This is a genomic window from Actinophytocola sp. NPDC049390, from assembly GCF_044466355.1.
Taxonomy (GTDB): Bacteria; Actinomycetota; Actinomycetes; order Mycobacteriales; family Pseudonocardiaceae; genus Actinophytocola.
In genome coordinates, this window is the sequence record NZ_JBITMQ010000012.1 from 193,526 (window position 1) to 210,609 (window position 17,084).

Below are 17,084 nucleotides of genomic sequence, written 5' to 3' on the forward strand. Positions count from 1 at the left end.
CCAAGGGCACCTTCGCGACATCGGGACGGGGGGACCGGGGGGACGGGGACCGGGGGGACGGGGGGTGGGGGGTGGGTGGGGTGGGGTTAGTTGGGGTCTGTGAGGGACTTGCCGGTCCAGATGGCGTGGGTGCAGGCGATGCCGGTGCCGCCCTTGGGGCGCAGCACGTCGTAGATGTGCATGCGGGGGATCTTCTCCGACAGACCCCAGCCGCTCGGCCACGTGATGATCCAGTCCATGTCCAGGTCCACCAGCAGGCCCAGCATGCGGGCGATGGTCGGCTCGTCGAGGCGTTCGAACGCCTCGTCCAGCAGCACGAGCCGCACCGGGGGCTGGTCGGCGGCCGTGCTGACCGCGTCGTAGAACGCGGACGCGGCCGCGAACAGGGTCACGTACGAGATCAGGCGGGTCTCGCCGGACGACAGCTGGCGCATGCGGCGGGTGCGGGGACCGCCGTCGGGGCCGAGGTCCTTGACGCGCACCGTGAAGCGGTACCACGAGCGGTAGTCCAGTGCGCGGGCGAGGACCTCCGCGTAGTCGCCCGAGTGGCCGTCGCGTTCCGCGGTGATGCGTTCGGTCAGCGCGGTGCGCAGCGCCTCGTCCTGACCTTCGGCGCGTTTCGCGAACGGGGTGCGGATGAGCTGCATGGCCTGGCGCATGTCGTCGTCCAGGTCCGGGGCGGGCTGCCAGTCCAGCTGGACGTGCACGCCCTGGCTGGAGCGGGCCCGGTCGAGCGTCTCGTTCATGCGCCGGCACAGGTCGTCGGCCACCTCGATCTGCGTGGCCAGCTTGTCGGCCAGGTCGCGCAGCATGAACGCGTCGAAGATCTGCTGGTACTCCTCCGACAGCAGGTCCCGTTGCGCGGTCAGGCGTTCCGCCACCTCGCGGGCCGCGACCGCCACCGGCTGCGGGCCCTGGGCGCCGGTCACCGTGACCGTGAGGATGTCCGCGGACCGCTGGGCGATCACGTCGTGGCTGCCCGCCAGTGTGGACTGCAGCGTCTGCAGGTTGCCGAGCACTGTGTCCTCGCCGACCCCGTCACGCGGGTGTGCCGTGAGGACCTGGTACGCCTCGGTCAGGTCGTCCGGCACCGGCGCGTCGACCGCCGCGGGCCACACGCCGTCCGCGGACAGGGCGTCGCGGAAGCGTTGCCGCGCCGCGGCTTCACGGTCGGTCAGCTCCGCGACCTTCGACTGCTTGGTGTCGATCTGCGTCTGCGTCTTGCCCGCCCTGACCCGGGCCGCGGTCGCCTCCTGGCGGATCTCCGGCAGGCGCTGGCGGACGGACGCGCGTTCCTCCTCGGCCGCCGAAAGTTCGCGTTCCAGCTGCTCGGCGGCACCGCCGATGGCGCGGACCCGCTCCTCGTACCCAGCCTGCTCGCTCCGGTGGTCCAGGCACGCGCGGTCGGCACCCGCCTGCACGTCGGCCAGTTCCGCGTCGACGCGCGCGTGGTTGTCCAGCGACCGGGTGAGGCTGTCCACGCCACCCAGGCAGCGCTTCGTCAGCGCGGTCTGCAGCTGCTCGGCCGTCGTGCGGGCCTCCAGCGCTGACGCCCTGGCGAGCTGCAGGGACTCCGCGGTCGCGTCCAGACCGGCCGCGCGCGCGTCGGTGAGCAGTGCGTCCTGCCGGGCCCGGTAGCGGTCGCCGGTGCCGGAGTGCTTGTCCCGCAACGAGAACGCCTTGTTGCTCGCGTCGTCGGCCGACGCGGCCGCCGCCCGCAGCGTCACGTGCGCGGCCAGCAGCTCGCGGTCGTCCGGGTACTCGTCGGTGTGGTGTTCCCACGCGACCACGTGCTCCTGCGCCACGGTCAGCGCCTTCACGGCCAGTTCGCGTTCGTCGGCCAGCCGCGCCAGCTCCGAGGCCAGGTCGCCGATCCGCTTCTGCCGGGCGGTCTCCCGGGCACCCGCGCCGACGAACTCGGCGGCCGGCTTGGTCATCGCGCCGGTCAGCACCCCCGCCCGCCAGCGGCCGTCCAGGGCGATGGACAGGCCCGCGTCCGTGCCGAGACCGACGCGGCCGAGCACCTGCGTCACCAGGTCCGCCGACACCGGCGAGCCCGGTGGCACCGCGGGGACCAGCACGTCCGACAGCGACGGCGACACCGTCGGGCCGGCGACGATCGCGGTGAGGTCCCGCGACGACGCGTCCGTCAGCGTCCCGTCGGCGGTGACCCACGCGTTCAGCAGGCCCGACGACTCCAGCGCCGCCTCGCAACCCGCGCGTTCGGCCGCCGACAGCGCCGGGGCGAAGTCGACGAGGCGGTAGAACGCGGCACCCGTCGCCGGGTCCCGGTCCACATCGGACACCGGCAGCGCCGGTTCCGGGTCGACACCGGACCGCAGCGCGTTCAGCTCGTCCTCGGCCGCGGCCATCCGCCGGTCCAGCTCGTCGACACCGCGGCCGGCCCGGTCCACCTCCGCGTGCAGCACGGGCAGCCGGCCACGCAGCCACGCCGCCGCCCGCTCGGTCGCGCCGCGGGCCGCGTCCACGTCGGCCGCCAGGTCGGCCAGCGCGGGCGGGACCAGCTCCGCCGCCTGTTCGACCGTGGCGAGCGGACCGGCCGACGACCACCGCAGCACCGCCGCGTGCCAGGTCGCGGCCACGTCCTCCAGCCGCTGCGCCGCCTCGTTGCGCCGCCCGACCGACTCGGTCGCCTCCAGCTGCGCCTCACGCGCCTCGCGTTGCAGCCGCTCCACCTCGGACCGCTCGGAGTCCAGCTCACGCGCCCGTTCCAGCAGCGTCAGCGTGACCGCGCACCGCTCCCGCAGCGCCGCCACCGCCTCCGCGGCCTGCGCGCCGCACGCCTCCAGCGCGGCACGCAGCGAGTGCGGCTGGATGTCCGGCGGCACCCGCCGGGTCGCCTCCTCCGGCTCCGCCTCCGGGTCCAGCGACAGGCGCACGAACTCGTGCACCTCGGTCGCCGCCGCCTCCGGCACCGCCGGGACCTGCGGGCACAGGCGCGGGTCCAGCCCGGCCTCCCGCATGCGGGACCGGACGGAGTCGGCCAGCTCGGCGGCCTGGTTGGTGTCGTCGACGAACCGGGCCAGCTCGGACACGACCGAGTCGACGAGCTGCTCGGTGTGCTCCCGCTGGGTGCGCAGCTGCTTGAGCGCGCTCACCGCCGCCTGCCGGGCCGCGGACACGACCCGCTTGCGGTCGGCCAGGTCCCGCACGCTGTCGTAGGCGGGGCTGCTCTTCAGCGAGTCGATCTTCGACTCGAGCGTCAGCTCCTGCTCCTCCAGCTGCGCGACCTCGACCTCGGCCTTCTCCGCCGCCGCCTCCTCGTCCCGCAGCCGCGCCATGAGCTTGGTGATCTCGGTGCGCGCGGCAGACAGCTCCTTGCTCGCGTCCACGCCACGCTTGCCCGCCGACCGCAGCTCGCGGTACGCGTAACCCGCGTAGCTCGACAGGAACCGCTGCAGCGCGGTGTCGGCCGCGCCCAGGGTGCGGATGTTGTCGCGGATGGACTCCAGGTCCTCGAACGACCGCGCCAGCTGCTCGATCACGGTCGGGTCGAGCGGCGGCAGCGAGTCGGACAGGATCTGCTCCAGCTGCCCCTCCAGGACCTTCAGGCCCACGTCCGGGTTGCGCAGCGTGCGCTGCAGGTGCAGCAGGTCGGCGTAGCGCACGGCCGGGATGCCGTACACCAGCTCGGCGATCTTCGCGCGGAACGGGCCCTCGTCGTGCAGGCAGTCCGCGCCGAGCAGGTCACGCAGCTGCGTCGCGCCGACGGGCGTGCCGTCGTAGACCAGCTGGAAGTCCTCCAGCCCGGCACCGACGCGGCGGTCGGTGACGAACCGCCACGAGTCGCCGATCTGCTGCGAGTTCGCGGACGCCTTGATGCCGATGCCGCTGGTCAGGAACTCCTCGCGGCCACCCACCTCGCGGCGCAGCTCGATCCAGGCGTACCCGATCCGGTTGGGGCCGCCGGTGTAGTCGTCGAGCATGAGGCGCCGCATGGAGACCGTGTCGTAGCCCTTGGAGCCGATCTGGCGCAGGTCGCCGTCGAGGCACAGCGGCAGCAGCAGTTCGAGCGTGCGGGACTTGCCGGACCCGTTGGTGCCCTGGAAGATCACGCGGCCGCCGGAGAAGTCGAACTCCTCGACCGCGTACTGCCAGACGTTGACGATGCCGCCGCGGTGCAGCTTCCAGCGCGTGGTCATCCGGCCTCCCCCTCATGATCGAACAGCGACCAGCCCGGCTCCGGTTCCAGGGCCTTCTCCGGCTCCTCGGCGTGCCGCGGCGCCCCGTCCGGTTCCGGCGCCCACCGGTGCGCGGCCGGGCTGAGCAGCCACGTCCCGTCCTCGGCCGGCCTGGCCAGCCCCAGCGACAGCAACAGGTGCAGGACGTCGTCGACCAGCTTCGGGATGCTCGCCACCATCAGCTTCGACCAGGCGGCGGGGTAGGCGTCGACCAGCTCGTCGCACACCGTCGTGACGCGCTCGACCGGCACCGCGACCCAGCCGTCCCGTCGCTCGCCGGACGACAGCAGGTCCGGCAGCGCGAGCAGCGCCACCCGCGCCACCGTCGACTGGCCCGGGAAGGAGACGTCGGTGAGGTAGTCCTCGGGGTCGGTGACCGCGATGCCCTCGCGGCGGACCTCGGCGACCAGCCCGAAGCACCTCTCGATCAGGCGTGACTCCGCCCGGGCACGTTTGCGCAGCCAGGCGGCCGCATCGTCGGTGAGGTCGGCGTAGTGGGTGACCGGGTTCTCGACCAGCCTCCTGCGCAGCGCGTGCTCGACGCCGCGCGGGCCGGGGCGCGCGGCGAGCGCGACCAGCTCGCTGGGCGTGGTGGCGACGCCGAGCGGGCCCGCGACGAGCTGGCCGAGCAGCGTCGTGTCGATCGTGAGGAGTGCCTCCTCGTCGCCGGTGACCGTGCCCTCGATCTCGGTGAGCACGCCCAGCGACACCAGGTAGCGCAGCGCGGACGCGATGGCCCGCAGCTCGCCGAGGTCGTCGGACACCTCGATGCCGGCCTGCGTCGCGGCCGAGCGGATGTCGGTGACCAGGCGTGACAGGAGGGTCTGCTGGCCGACGCCGGTGAGCGAGGCGAGCGTGAGCGCCAGGTAGGCGTAGCCGCGCGGGGTGAGCGTGGGCTCGCCGCGGGTGGCGTCGTGGCCGGGCCCGGACTTGTACAGCCGCGCGAACCGGCGTTCCACGACGAGCCGGTAGCCGAGGACCCCGGCGAACAGCTCGGACAGCACCGCGCGGTGCCGGTAGATCAGCGGCAGCAGCTCGCTCTCGGGCCCGCCTGTGCGCACGAGCGGTCGGCGCAGGAGCACGCGGGCACACCGCACCGCGTCGGCCTGGTCGATCTCGGAGAGCTTGTCCAACACGTCAGTGTTCATGGCTCGCTTCGCTCATCCGCTCAACCACCGTCTTCCCTCGTCGCGTGCTCGGCGCTGGCGCGCCTGCGCGCACTCCTCAGTCCAGACGGTGGCCGCTCCTTCGCTCTCGCTCGCGCTCAACGAGCACCGCCCGTACTGAACTCCACGGCGGTGTTCTGCAGCTCCAGCACACCGCCCTCCGTGCGGATGACGGCCGTGCCGCCGGACTCGGGACGCAACCGCAGCGTCAGCCCGCCGACCGGGTCGACGGCCTCGCCGGGGTCGGTGGCGCGTTCGCGTTGCGCCATGGCGTCGGTCAGCAGACCGCACAGCGTGCCCAGGGCGTCGGCCGACAGGGTCACGTCGGCCAGCCCTTTCACCGCGGCCAGCTCGGCGACCGCGGCCGCGTGCCGGGCGTCGGCGTTGCGGGCCTCGGCGAGCAGCTGCTCGCGGCCGAGCGGGTTCTCGAGGATGCGGGAGGTGCGGCCTCGGGTGCGCTCACCCCGGCCGCGCACGGTGACCAGCACGTCCACCACCGGCCCGTCGGCCCACGGGGTCTGCTCGTCGTCGCCGTCGTGCTCGGGCGGCGGGCCGAGGTGGCGGGCCGGGTACAGCCCGAACGCGGCCGCCGCCAGCGTGTGCGCCTGGTCGGGGGTCGACTCGTCGAACCACGTGGCGAGCTGGAGCAGCTCGGCGCGGCGGCCGGGTTCCGGGCCGCCTGCGGACGTGGCGCGCTTGACCGTGGCCAGCAGCGTGCCGATGGCGCGGGCCGTGGCCTCCCGCAGCGCGGTGACCTGCGACGGACGGCCGGGCCGGTCGACGAACCAGTCGGTCAGCTCGCGCCAGTCGGCGGCCGCGCGGCCGCGGGCGCGTTCCACGTCGCGGCCCAGCGAGCCGGACGGGGTGAGCAGCCGCAGCAGGTGGCGGGTGGCGCCCGCGAACTCGTCGCGGGTGAGGATCTCGGCGATCGCGGGCGTGTAGCGCAGCACGTCCTCGACGACCATCTGGATGTACTCGACGAGCAGGTTCCGGAAGCCGGAGATCTCGTCGGAGGCCAGGTGGTAGCGGGTGACGACCTGGCCGAGGTAGGCGTAGAAGTCGCGGACGGTCGCGGCCAGCTCGCCGTGCTGCAGGAAGAGCGTGGTGACCTGCTCGGCCAGCCGTTCGACCGCCTTCTGCGCCGACTCCGAGGCCGGGTCGCGGGTGTGCTCGTAGCTCGCGCGGGACAGCCGGACCAGCAGCTCGTCGAGGCCCGCGGCGATGGCGGGCAGCAGCTCCCGGGACACCTCGCGGGCGCCCTCCGTGGTGCGCAGCAGCTCGTCCACGTCCCGCTGGACGCGCACACCCAGCTTGCTGACCTGGTAGCGGACGCTGCCGTGCTGGAACTCGGCGATCGACGACGCGACCACCTCACGCCGCCCCGCGACCAGGTTGCCCCATTCCACGAGCTGCTTGAGCCGGGTGATCACGTTCTCCACGCGGGACTCGCCCTGCGCGATGTCACCTCGGCGTTCCGCGGCGCTCAGCGCGGCCGACACCTCACCCGCGGACAGGTCCGCGAGCAGCGTCGACGCGAACAGCCGCATGATCCACAGATAGGTGCGGCGGTGCTCGCGTGCGTCCAGGTAGGCGTACAGCTTGAGCCGGCGCGCCTCGTCCGCGGCCAGGTCGGCCGGCGCGTCGGACGCGTTGGCTGCCGGTTCCGATGACACGGTCGCTCACCCTACCCGCGCCTGCCGACAACGCCGGGCGACGTGCCCCACCCGGCCGGGGGACACGGCATTCGGGGCGGCGTGCCGTATCTGCTGCCCCATCGGGCACTCTTGTTCTCCGATGACGATCACGTTCGGGGTCCTGGGGTCGGTGCGGCTGCACGCCGGCCCGCGGGTGCGGCCCGCCGCGGGCAGGATGCAGTCCGTGCTGCTCGGGGTGCTCCTCGCCAGGGCGAACGCCGTGGTGCCCGTCGGCGTGCTGATCGAGTCCATGTGGGGCGCGCCGGACCCGCGTGGCGCGCAGCGGCTGCAGCTCCACGTGCACCGCCTGCGCCGGGCGCTGGACGACCCGAGCCGGCTGACGTTCCACGCCGACGGCTACCGGCTGCGGGTCGCGGCCGACGAGCTGGACGCGACCCGGTTCGAGCTGCTCGTCCGCGACGGACGGCCCGAGTCGCTGGCCGAGGCCATCGCACTGTGGCAGGGCGACCCGTACCTGGGCCTGGACGTGCCACTGCTCGCCGACGAGGCCGCCCGGCTCGTCGAGCTGCGCGTGACGGCGCAGGAGACCCGGCTCGCCGCGGAACTGGCCGCCGGCCGCGCCGCGACCGTCGTCGGTGACCTCGCCGAGCTGGTCCGCGCCCACCCGCTGCGGGAGCGGGCGCACCTGCTGTACGTGACCGCCCTGTACGAGCTGGGGCGGCGGGCCGACGCGCTCGCCGCGTACCGCGCCGCACGGGACGTGCTGGTCGTCGAGCTGGGGATCGAGCCGGGTTTCGAGCTGCGGGAGCTCGAGGCGCGGATGCTCGCGGGAGAGCCCGCCGCCACCACGGCCGGGCCCGCGCAGCTGCCCAAGGACGTGCCGACGTTCGTCGGCCGGGCCGACGCCATGGCGGGGCTCGACCGGGTGTGGGCGGCACGCGGCGGGCCGGTCGTGATCGCCGGCACCGCCGGGGTCGGCAAGACCGCGCTCGCCGTCCGCTGGGCACACCAGAACAGGGACGCGTTCCCCGACGGCCAGCTGTACGTCGACCTGCACGGCTTCGGACCGGGCCGGCCGCTCGCGCCGGAGGACGTGCTGGGTGGTTTCCTGCGCGCGCTGGGGGTCGCGGGCGCCGGCGCGCCGTCCGACCCGGCGGAGCGGGCCGCGCGGTACCGGTCGCTCGTGCACGACAAGCGGCTCGTGGTGGTGCTGGACAACGCGCACTCGGTGGCGCAGGTGCGGCCGCTGCTGCCGGGTGGGCCGGACTGCCTCGTCCTGATCACCAGCCGGGACTCGCTGGCCGGGCTCGTCGCCCGCGACGGCGCCACCAGGATCGACCTGGACCGGTTGCCTCCGGGGGACGCGCTGGACCTGGTGCGCAGGCTGGTCGGCGCCCGCGCGGACGCCGAGCACACGGCGGTGGCGGAGCTGGTGGACCGGTGCGCGCGGCTGCCGCTGGCGCTGCGGATCGCGGCGGAGTCCGTCGGCAACCGCGCCGGTCTGCGGGTCACGGACGTGGTCGCGGACCTGGACCTGGACGTGCTGGACGCGACCGGCGACCCGAGCACCGACATCCGTGCGGTGTTCTCGTGGTCGCACCGGCACCTGGACGACCACGCCGCCCGCCTGTTCCGGTTGATGGGCAGGCATCCGTGGGACGCGCCGCCCGCCGCGCTGGCGGCACTGGCCGGGTTCGACGAACGCACCACGCGGCGCGCGCTGGCGTCGCTGGCGCGGGCGCACCTGGTCGAGGAGTCCGCCGGCGGCCGGTTCGGCATGCACGACCTGCTGCGCGCGTACGCGGCGGAACAGCCGGAGGACGACGAGGGCGCGGTCCGGCGGCTGTTCGAGTGGTACACGCGCACCGCGGCCGCCGCCCGGATGGCGATCGTCCCGCAGTCCCCGGCGATTCCCATCGCCGGTGCGCCGGAAGTCACCTTCCCGGACGCGTCGTCGGCGCTCGCCTGGTTCGACGCGGAACGGGCCGTGCTGGTGGCGCTCGCGACGAGCGGCCGGGAGGACGACCTCGCCTGGCGGCTGGCGGGACTGTCGTTGACGTACTTCAACATCGGCAAGCACTGGGACGACTGGCTCGCCGTCCACGGCGCGGGCCTCGCCGCCGCCCGCCGGTCCGGTTCGGAGCTGGGCGAGGCCGTGGTGCTTAACGGTCTCGGGGTGGTCCACGACGATCTCGGCCACGACGACCAGGCGATCGCGTGTCACACGCGGGCGGCGGAGTTGTTCGCACGGGTCGGGCAACCGCATTTCGCCGCGTGGAACCTGAACAACCTCGGTGTGGTGTACGACCGGCTCGGGCGGTTCGACGACGCGGTCGCCACGCACCACGAGGCGCTGGAACTCTTCCGCGCGGTCGCGGACGACCGGGGGATCGGCTACAGCCTGAACAACCTCGGGGACGTGTTCCGGCAGCGGCGGGAATTCGTGGCCGCGGAGGCGAACCTGCTGCGGGCGCTGGCCCTGCAGCAGGAGGTGGGGGAGGACGACGGGCTGCGGTACACGTTCGCCCACCTCGCCGACCTGTGCTGGGACTGGGACCGGCTCGTCGACGCGCGTGAGTGGTACGAGAAGGGCGTCGCGGCCGGTCTCGCCGCCGGGGACCGTTGGCTGGCCGCGAAGTTGCTCATGCGGCTGGCCGCGCTGGACGGGGAGCCCGGCGAGCGCCTGCGGCAGGCCCGCGCGCTGTTCGACGAGGTGGGGGACACCGAGTCCGCGGCCGAGATCCAGAAGCTGCTGGCCGCTGTGTGACAGCCGGCAATACGTGGGAACCCGGCGGACCCGCGGACTGGAGAGCGCTCTCCCAGACCTGCGGGGGAGCGCTCTCCGCCGTCTACAGCCGGACCACCATCTTGCCGGTGTTCTCACCACGCAGCATGCCGACGAACGCGGCGGGCGCGTTGTCGAGACCGTCCACAACGGTCTCCTCGGCCACCAGTTCGCCGTTCGCGAGCCACTGACCGACCTCCTCGGCCATGGCGCCGAACCGGTCGTAGTGGTCCAGGATGATGAAACCGCGCAGCGTCAACCGTTTCCCGACCAGCAGGTGCAGGTTGCGCGGCCCGGGCGGTGGTTGTTTCTCGTTGTACATGGAGATCGACCCGCACACGGCGACCCGCCCGTTGGTGCGCAGCGCGTCGATCGCGGCCTGCAGGTGGTCGCCGCCCACGTTGTCGAAGTAGACGTCGATCCCGTCCGGCGCGGCCTGCGCGAGCAACTCGCCCACGTCGCCGTCGCGGTAGTTGAACGCCGCGTCGAAGCCCAGGTCGTCCGTCAGGTGCGCGACCTTCTCGGCCGAACCGGCGCTGCCGATCACCCGGCTCGCACCCTTCAGCCGCGCGATCTGCCCGGCCACGCTGCCGACCGCGCCCGCGGCGCCCGACACGAACACCGCCTCGCCCGGCGTGAACCGTGCGATGTCCAGCAGACCGACGTACGCGGTCAGCGCGGGCATGCCCAGCGCGCCGAGGAAGCGCGACGGCGAGACCCCCTCGATCGGCGTCAGGGGCGTGTACTGCGACACCAGCGCGTGTGACCGCCAGCCCGCGTTGTGCAGCACCAGATCGCCGGTGGCCACACCGTCCACACCGGACTCGACGACCTCGCCGACCGCGCCGCCCTCGAGGGCCTTGCCGAGCTCGAACGGCGGCGTGTAGGACTTCACGTCGTTCATCCGGCCCCGCATGTACGGGTCGACGGACATGAACGTGTTGCGTACCAGTAGTTCCCCCGCGCCAGGCGAGGGCACCTCGACGTCCGCGAACGCGAAATTCTCGTCGGTCGGCCAGCCGCTCGGCCGTGCCGCGAGCCGGATCTCCCGTGCGGTGACGCCCATCAGGCGACCCGCAGGTTGACGTCGATGTTGCCCCGCGTCGCGTTGGAGTACGGGCACACCTGGTGCGCGGCGTCGACCAGCTTGCGGCCGGCCTCCTCCTCGACGCCCGGCAGCGACACCACCAGGTCGACGGTGAGGCCGAAACCGCCGTCCTGCTTGCCGATGCCGACCTCGGCGGTCACCGTCGAGTCGCGCACGGACACCTTCTCCCGGCGCGCGACCGCCTGCAGCGCGCTGTGGAAACAGGCCGCGTACCCGGCGGCGAACAGCTGCTCGGGGTTGGTGCCCGCGCCGCCTGCGCCCCCGATCTCCTTCGGCATGGACAAGTCGAGCGCGAGCACGCCGTCCGACGACGCGACGTGGCCGTTGCGGCCGGCCCCGGACGAGGTGGCCGCCGCCGTGTAGAGCGCTTCCATGGTGGATCCCCTTCTCGGTCAGTCCTGCTGTGTGGTGATCTCTCGGGTCAGACGCGTGAGGTTGTCCCGCAGCGCCTCGAGTTCCCTCAGTGCCATGCCGGTCGTGCCGGAGAGCTTGCGCGGCACGTTGGCCGCCCGGGCTCGGAGAGCGCTCCCCGAGTCCGTGAGGTGGATCCGGACCGCGCGCTCGTCCTCCGTGCACCGCTCACGGCGCACGAGCCCGTTCGCCTCGAGCCGCTTGAGCAGCGGCGAGAGGGTGCCCGAGTCCAGGTCGAGCGCCTCGCCGAGCTCCTTGACCAGCGCGGGACCGCGCTCCCAGAGCACGAGCAGCACGAGGTACTGCGGATAGGTGAGGCCGAGCGCGTCGAGCGCGGGCCGGTAGAGGTTGATGACCGCCCGCGACGCCGCGTAGAGCGCGAAGCACACCTGCTTCTCGAGCCTCAGGTCGTCGGCCGGCACGACAGGTACGTTACGCACAATTCAGTTGTACACAACTCAATGTGCCCCGGCTCACCCCGCACCACTATTGAGCACGCTGCCAATAGTGCCTCTAGGCTCTGCGCATGGGTCGTATCCGATGGTGGTTGCCCGCGCTGCTCGTGGTCGTCTGGCTCGCCGTCGGCGGAGTCGGCGGTCCGTTCGCGGGAAAGCTCGCCGACGTGGCGAAGAACGACAACGCGTCCTTTCTGCCGGAGTCGGCCGAGGCCACCGAGGTCGAGCACCTGCAGCGGCAGTTCAGCGACCGGCAGGTGCTGCCCGCCGTGGTCGTCGCCGAGCGGAAGTCCGGGATCACCGAGGGCGACCTGCGCTTCCTCGCCGAACGCGGTGCGGCGCTGGCGCGGGTCGAGGGGATCGCCGGCCGGTCGATGCCGCCGGAACCGTCGGACGACGGCAAGGCCGCGCAGTTCGTCGTCCCGATCGCCGCAGACGGGGGTGAACCGGACAAGGTCGTCGCGGACGTCCGCGACGAGCTGGCGAAGGGCACGCCGGACGGGCTGACCGTGCTGGTCACCGGACCGGGCGGGCAGATCGGCGACCTCGTCGTCGCGTTCGGCGGCATCGACGGGCTGCTGCTGCTCGTCGCCGGTCTGGTGGTCGCGCTGATCCTCGTCGTCGTGTACCGCAGCCCCCTGCTGCCGCTGATCGTGCTGCTGTCGGCGGTGTTCGCGCTCGGGGTCGCCGCGTTCGTCGTCTACCAGCTCGCCGACCACGACGTGCTGACGCTCAACGGCCAGAGCCAGGGCATCCTGTTCATCCTGGTCTTCGGCGCGGCCACCGACTACGCGCTGCTGCTCGTGTCCCGGTTCCGCGAAGAGCTGCGCGACGCCGACGACAAGTACACCGCGGTCCGCACCGCGTGGCGCGCGACCCTCGAACCGATCGCCGCGTCCGCGGGCACCGTCGTGCTCGGCCTGCTGTGCCTGCTGTTCAGCGACCTGCGCTCCAACCAGGGCCTCGGCCCGGTCGCCGCGATCGGCATCGGCGCGGCACTGCTCGCCTCGCTCACGTTCCTGCCCGCCGCGCTCGCGCTCGTCGGCCGCGCCGCGTTCTGGCCGTTCCTCCCCAAACACGGCTCGGAGAAGCCGGAACACCGCGGCATGTGGGGCTGGATCGCGCGGCACGTCGGCGCGCGGCCCCGGCTGATCTGGGTCCTCACGACGATCGTGCTGCTCGCCGGGGTCGCGTTCGTCCCGCAGCTGAAGGCGAACGGCACCGCGCAGTCGGACATCTTCCTGACCGAAGTGGACTCCGTACGCGGCCAGGACGTGCTGTCGGCGCACTTCCCGGGCGGCTCCGGCGCACCGACGGTGATCATCGCGAACGCGGCGCAGACCGAACAGGTCACGCGGGCCGCCACGGTGGACGGCGTGGCGCGGGTGCTGCCCACGGGGGAGAAGAACGGCCTCGTGCTGCTGCAGGCGACCCTGGAGGACCCGGCCGACTCCGAGGCCGCGCTGTCCACGGTGGAACGAATCCGCACCGCGGTACACGACGTGCCGGGCGCCGACGCCCGGGTCGGCGGCCAGACCGCGATCCAGCTCGACGTGCAGACCGCGTCCCGTCACGACCGCACGTTGATCATCCCGATCGTGCTGGTGGTGATCTTCCTCGTCCTCGCGCTGCTGCTACGCGCGCTCGTGGCCCCGCTCCTGCTGATCGCGACGGTCGTGCTGTCGTTCGCGGCGACGATGGGCGTGTCCGCGATCGTGTTCAACGACCTGCTCGACTTCCCCGGCGCCGACCCGGCCATACCGCTGTTCGGGTTCATCTTCCTGGTCGCACTGGGCATCGACTACAACATCTTCCTGATGACCAGGGTGCGGGAGGAGGCACTGGAGTCCGGCACCCGCAAGGGCACACTACGTGGCCTCGCGGTCACCGGCGGCGTGATCACGTCGGCGGGCGTGGTCCTCGCGGCGACGTTCGCGGCCCTGTCGGTCATCCCCGTGCTGTTCCTGGCCCAGATAGCGTTCATCGTCGCGTTCGGCGTCCTACTGGACACCATCGTGGTCCGCTCACTACTGGTCCCAGCCCTCACGATCGACATAGGCCAAAAAATCTGGTGGCCAGCCAAACTAAGCCACCAAGCCCCCCAAAGTAACCCGCGAGTCACGCTCTAGAACACCGCGAGTCACGCTCTAGAACACCGCGAGTCACGCCCCAGAACAGGGCGAGTCGCGCTCTAGAACACGTCGAGTTGTCGGTTTCGTGCACACCCGGGCCTGTGTGGCCTGCATGAACCCGACAACTCGGTGCGCGCGAACGCGTGACTCGCGCTGTCCGGGCGCGTGACTCGCGTTCCGGAGCCCGGCGAGTCGCGCTGTAGATCAGGGCGAGTCGCGTTCTCGAACAGGTTGAGTTGTCGGTTTCGTGCAGGTTCGGGTCTGTGTGGCCTGCATGAACCTGACAGCTCGGTGTGCGCGAACGCGCGACTCGCGGGGTCAGCCTGCTTTGGTGCGGGGGGTCAGCAGGGTTTCTGCGAAGGTGCGCCAGGTGTCGGCGCACTCGACGGCCATCCGTGCGACCGTGTCCCGCCAGTGCGGCGGGACGTTGGCCGCGATCTCGGCCCACTTCTCCGGCGGTACCGAACGGGCGTCGAGCAGCCGCAGCAGCGTCCGGCCGGTCTCCGAGAACCGCAGCGTCGGGTCGTTGCGCAGCCGTATCACCAGCGTCGCCGGGTCCGGGCTCGGTGTGGGGCCGGCCTCCGTCAGTCGTTTGCGCACCGTCCGGGCGGTCTCCGGGGAGATGCCCGCCCGCCGCGCGACCTCCCGCAGCGACAGGTCCGGCTCCGTCAGCAGGATCGCGCGTGCCACCCGCCGCCGTTCCAGGCTGTTGACCGGCCGCAGCTTGCCGTCGTGCCCGAGGCGCACGTCCGGCGCGGGCCCCGGCCGTTCCCGGCGGATCCGCGCGACGGTCGCCGCGGACAGCCCTGCGACCTTGGCGATCATGCGGTCCGACCAGTGCGCGTGCGAGGCCATGATGCGCGTCGCGGCCGCCTTCCGGTCCGCGAGTGACAGTGGCAGGCCATGTGTCACGTTCGTGCGCACGGCCAGCACGAACGCCTCGTCGTCGCCGCCGTCGAAGAACCGGACCGCGATCCGCTCGTCGCCGCGCATGCGGGCGGCTCGAAGCCGGTGCATGCCGTCCACGACCCGCATGTCATCGCGGCGGACGATGATGGGTGGCAGTCCGCTGTCGGTGTCGGCCAGTGTGCGGACGTGCTCGAGGTTCTCCCCGCCCTGACGGGGCGAGTGGCCGCCGCGCACCTCCGACACCACGACCATGGTGACAGGACCGTCGACGTCGAACGGCATGCCGGCCCCCCAGGAAAACGGCGGCCACGCTCGGGCCGCGGTCGAGAAGCAAACGTTCCGTATGACGTTTCCAGGCCGTGGTCCTCGCCGCCAGTGACCGATTCACGGAACGGGTGGGATTTGCTCCCGGCCGCATTCGCGCGAAGGGTGCCGATGTCGACCCGGACCAGCCGGAACGTCGCTGGTAGAGGCCCCTGCGGATTGATCGTCCGACCTCACCCGGCCAGGTGAATACCCCCGTTACGAAGTGTGGCAGGTCACAGAGTGGGTACAGGCTTTCTCTAACGCGCGTCCAGAGGGGACGTGCCGTCACGCCTGGAAGGAGGCGATGGCGTTGCAGAGTTCCAACCTCGCGGCCGTCGATTTCGGTCAGGGGCTTTCGAACGCGTGGAACACGATCGCCACGTTCGTGCCCAAACTGCTCGCGTTCCTGGTGATCCTGTTCGTCGGCTGGTTGATCGCCAAGGCGCTCAGCAAGCTCGTGGACAAGGTCCTCGAGCGGGTCGGGTTCGACCGTGTGGTGGAACGCGGCGGGATCAAGCGCATGATGTCCCGGAGCAAGTACGACGCGTCGGACATCATCGCGAAGATCGTGTACTACGCCGTGCTGCTGATCGCCCTCCAGATGGCGTTCGGCGTGTTCGGCCCGAACCCGGTGAGCGCCATGCTGGCCGCCGTCGTGGCCTGGCTGCCGAAGGCCATCGTCGCGATCGTCATCATCGTCGTGGCCGGTGCCGTCGCCAGCGCGGTCAAGGACCTGGTCACGGGCGCTCTCGGCGGCCTGTCGTACGGCCGGCTCCTCGGCACGCTCGCCTCGGTGTTCATCTGGGGCCTCGGCATCATCGCCGCGCTGAACCAGATCGGCGTCGCGACGACGGTGACCACCCCGGTGCTGATCGCGGTCCTCGCGACCGTCGCGGGCATCGCGATCATCGGCGTCGGCGGCGGCCTGGTGCGGCCGATGCAGCAGCGCTGGGAGGGCTGGCTGAACCGCGCGGAGAACGAGTTCCCGCAGGCCAAGGCGGCTACGCAGGCCTACCAGCGCGGTAAGGAGGACGCGACCCGCGCGGGTACTCCGACGCGTGCGGAGCACATGGCGCACGCAGGTGGCGGTGCCCACAGCGCCCAGACCGGCACGACGCCGGGCGGCACGCAGGGCATGCACCAGCAGCGCACGTCGCAGGGCTACGAGCAGTATCCGCAGAGCCCCGGTTACCCCCAACAGGGCGGCACCCTGCCGCCGACCCGTCCGCAGTGACGGTCTGACGATCTCGGCGGCGGCTCAGGAGCCTCTTCGGCTCCCGAGCCGCCGCCGAACGTGTCAGGAGCCCGCCGCTCCCGCCGGTCTCAGGCCAGGGACGGCAGGTCGTCGGCTCTCGCGACCGGGTGACCCGGGAGGACGTTCGTGGCCAGCGAACAGACCGCCAGCAGGCGCACGTGGAACCAGCTCGCCTCGCGCCACTCGATGACGTCCGTCGGGATCGGGAGGGTCAGACCGCGCTCCCGGATGTGGTCCTGGATGCCCTGCGCATAGCCTGCGAGCAGCACCGCGCCCGCCACGGTCGCGCCCGACTCGACGCCCGTGGTCAGGATGTCGCGGACCGCGGCCGAGTGCTGGTCGAGCACCGCCGCGAGGCCGGGAACGGACGCCGCGGCCACCAGGCCGGCCGTGCCCAACTGCTCGTGAAGACGCTCGAGCGTTCGCCGTGCCGAGCGTTCGAGGCGCCGGACCCCCATGAAGATCACCCACTAATCAGTCGAAAACCACCCGCGTGTGTATCACGCGCGGTAGCTGTGACGATTGCGGAAGTGGGCGGAACCACACGCCGACCCCAGCGGGGTTCGAGCGCGTGAAGGTCCTGGGAGGATCGTCACCGTGACCGTCGGCTTGCTCGACGTGAACACCGCATCGTCGCCGCCGGCATTGCCGACGGCGCGACGGATGGACTACCGAAGTACCCCGTACGGATCTACTTCGC

General features: G+C 72.3%; 11 protein-coding genes. 3 read left to right on the forward strand and 8 right to left on the reverse strand.

Going from position 1 to position 17,084, the window contains the following annotated elements:
• Nucleotides 1-86 precede the first annotated feature (86 nt).
• From ACIBVP_RS30625 to ACIBVP_RS30635, 3 genes are all read right to left on the reverse strand, one after another.
• Nucleotides 87-4,163, reverse strand: a complete 4,077-nt coding sequence (locus tag ACIBVP_RS30625; protein ID WP_396109849.1) for a TIGR02680 family protein — start codon at nucleotides 4,161-4,163, stop codon at nucleotides 87-89.
• Nucleotides 4,160-5,350 carry a TIGR02678 family protein gene (locus tag ACIBVP_RS30630; protein WP_396109850.1) on the reverse strand — a complete coding sequence of 397 codons (1,191 nt, stop codon included), beginning with the start codon at nucleotides 5,348-5,350 and terminating at the stop codon, nucleotides 4,160-4,162. Before ACIBVP_RS30630 ends, ACIBVP_RS30625 begins: the two co-directional genes overlap by 4 nt.
• A 116-nt stretch (nucleotides 5,351-5,466) precedes the next feature.
• Entirely contained in the window at nucleotides 5,467-7,041 is a 1,575-nt protein-coding gene (locus tag ACIBVP_RS30635; protein WP_396109851.1) for a TIGR02677 family protein, read from the reverse strand.
• A gap of 121 nt (nucleotides 7,042-7,162) precedes the next feature.
• Between ACIBVP_RS30635 and ACIBVP_RS30640 the strand changes: the two genes are divergently transcribed.
• Nucleotides 7,163-9,790, forward strand: a complete 2,628-nt coding sequence (locus tag ACIBVP_RS30640) for a BTAD domain-containing putative transcriptional regulator (protein WP_396109852.1) — start codon at nucleotides 7,163-7,165, stop codon at nucleotides 9,788-9,790.
• 82 nt (nucleotides 9,791-9,872) lie between these two features.
• On the opposite strand, the gene ACIBVP_RS30645 is transcribed toward ACIBVP_RS30640, so the two are convergent.
• From ACIBVP_RS30645 to ACIBVP_RS30655, 3 genes are read right to left on the reverse strand one after another with little or no spacing between them, the layout of a single operon-like run.
• Nucleotides 9,873-10,874, reverse strand: a complete 1,002-nt coding sequence (locus ACIBVP_RS30645; protein ID WP_396109853.1) for an NADP-dependent oxidoreductase — start codon at nucleotides 10,872-10,874, stop codon at nucleotides 9,873-9,875.
• Nucleotides 10,874-11,290 carry an organic hydroperoxide resistance protein gene (locus tag ACIBVP_RS30650; RefSeq protein ID WP_396109854.1) on the reverse strand — a complete coding sequence of 139 codons (417 nt, stop codon included), beginning with the start codon at nucleotides 11,288-11,290 and terminating at the stop codon, nucleotides 10,874-10,876. Before ACIBVP_RS30650 ends, ACIBVP_RS30645 begins: the two co-directional genes overlap by 1 nt.
• Before the next feature lie 18 nt (nucleotides 11,291-11,308).
• Nucleotides 11,309-11,749 carry a MarR family winged helix-turn-helix transcriptional regulator gene (locus ACIBVP_RS30655; protein WP_396109855.1) on the reverse strand — a complete coding sequence of 147 codons (441 nt, stop codon included), beginning with the start codon at nucleotides 11,747-11,749 and terminating at the stop codon, nucleotides 11,309-11,311.
• A gap of 104 nt (nucleotides 11,750-11,853) precedes the next feature.
• On the opposite strand from ACIBVP_RS30655, the gene ACIBVP_RS30660 reads away from it, so the two are divergent.
• Nucleotides 11,854-13,911, forward strand: a complete 2,058-nt coding sequence (locus ACIBVP_RS30660; protein WP_396109856.1) for an MMPL family transporter — start codon at nucleotides 11,854-11,856, stop codon at nucleotides 13,909-13,911.
• Nucleotides 13,912-14,232: 321 nt separating this feature from the next.
• Here the strand turns inward: ACIBVP_RS30660 and ACIBVP_RS30665 are convergent, their stop codons facing one another.
• The gene (locus ACIBVP_RS30665) at nucleotides 14,233-15,105 is read right to left on the reverse strand and encodes a ParB N-terminal domain-containing protein (protein ID WP_396109857.1); all 873 of its coding nucleotides are present in this window, start codon (nucleotides 15,103-15,105) and stop codon (nucleotides 14,233-14,235) included.
• A 334-nt stretch (nucleotides 15,106-15,439) separates the two neighbouring features.
• Here ACIBVP_RS30665 and ACIBVP_RS30670 point away from each other — a divergent pair, with 334 nt between their 5' ends.
• The gene (locus ACIBVP_RS30670) at nucleotides 15,440-16,363 is read left to right on the forward strand and encodes a hypothetical protein (protein WP_396110013.1); all 924 of its coding nucleotides are present in this window, start codon (nucleotides 15,440-15,442) and stop codon (nucleotides 16,361-16,363) included.
• An 89-nt stretch (nucleotides 16,364-16,452) separates the two neighbouring features.
• Here the strand turns inward: ACIBVP_RS30670 and ACIBVP_RS30675 are convergent, their stop codons facing one another.
• Nucleotides 16,453-16,842, reverse strand: a complete 390-nt coding sequence (locus ACIBVP_RS30675; RefSeq protein ID WP_396109858.1) for a DUF6401 family natural product biosynthesis protein — start codon at nucleotides 16,840-16,842, stop codon at nucleotides 16,453-16,455.
• Nucleotides 16,843-17,084: the final 242 nt, after the last annotated feature.

Coding starts and splice junctions, on each gene's coding strand:
- ACIBVP_RS30645 (WP_396109853.1), bottom strand. CDS start 10,874: ATGGGCGTCACCGCACGGGAGATCCGGCTCGCGGCACGGCCGAGCGGC.
- ACIBVP_RS30650 (WP_396109854.1), bottom strand. CDS start 11,290: ATGGAAGCGCTCTACACGGCGGCGGCCACCTCGTCCGGGGCCGGCCGC.
- ACIBVP_RS30660 (WP_396109856.1), top strand. CDS start 11,854: ATGGGTCGTATCCGATGGTGGTTGCCCGCGCTGCTCGTGGTCGTCTGG.
- ACIBVP_RS30675 (WP_396109858.1), bottom strand. CDS start 16,842: ATGGGGGTCCGGCGCCTCGAACGCTCGGCACGGCGAACGCTCGAGCGT.
- ACIBVP_RS30665 (WP_396109857.1), bottom strand. CDS start 15,105: ATGCCGTTCGACGTCGACGGTCCTGTCACCATGGTCGTGGTGTCGGAG.
- ACIBVP_RS30625 (WP_396109849.1), bottom strand. CDS start 4,163: ATGACCACGCGCTGGAAGCTGCACCGCGGCGGCATCGTCAACGTCTGG.
- ACIBVP_RS30630 (WP_396109850.1), bottom strand. CDS start 5,350: ATGAACACTGACGTGTTGGACAAGCTCTCCGAGATCGACCAGGCCGAC.
- ACIBVP_RS30640 (WP_396109852.1), top strand. CDS start 7,163: ATGACGATCACGTTCGGGGTCCTGGGGTCGGTGCGGCTGCACGCCGGC.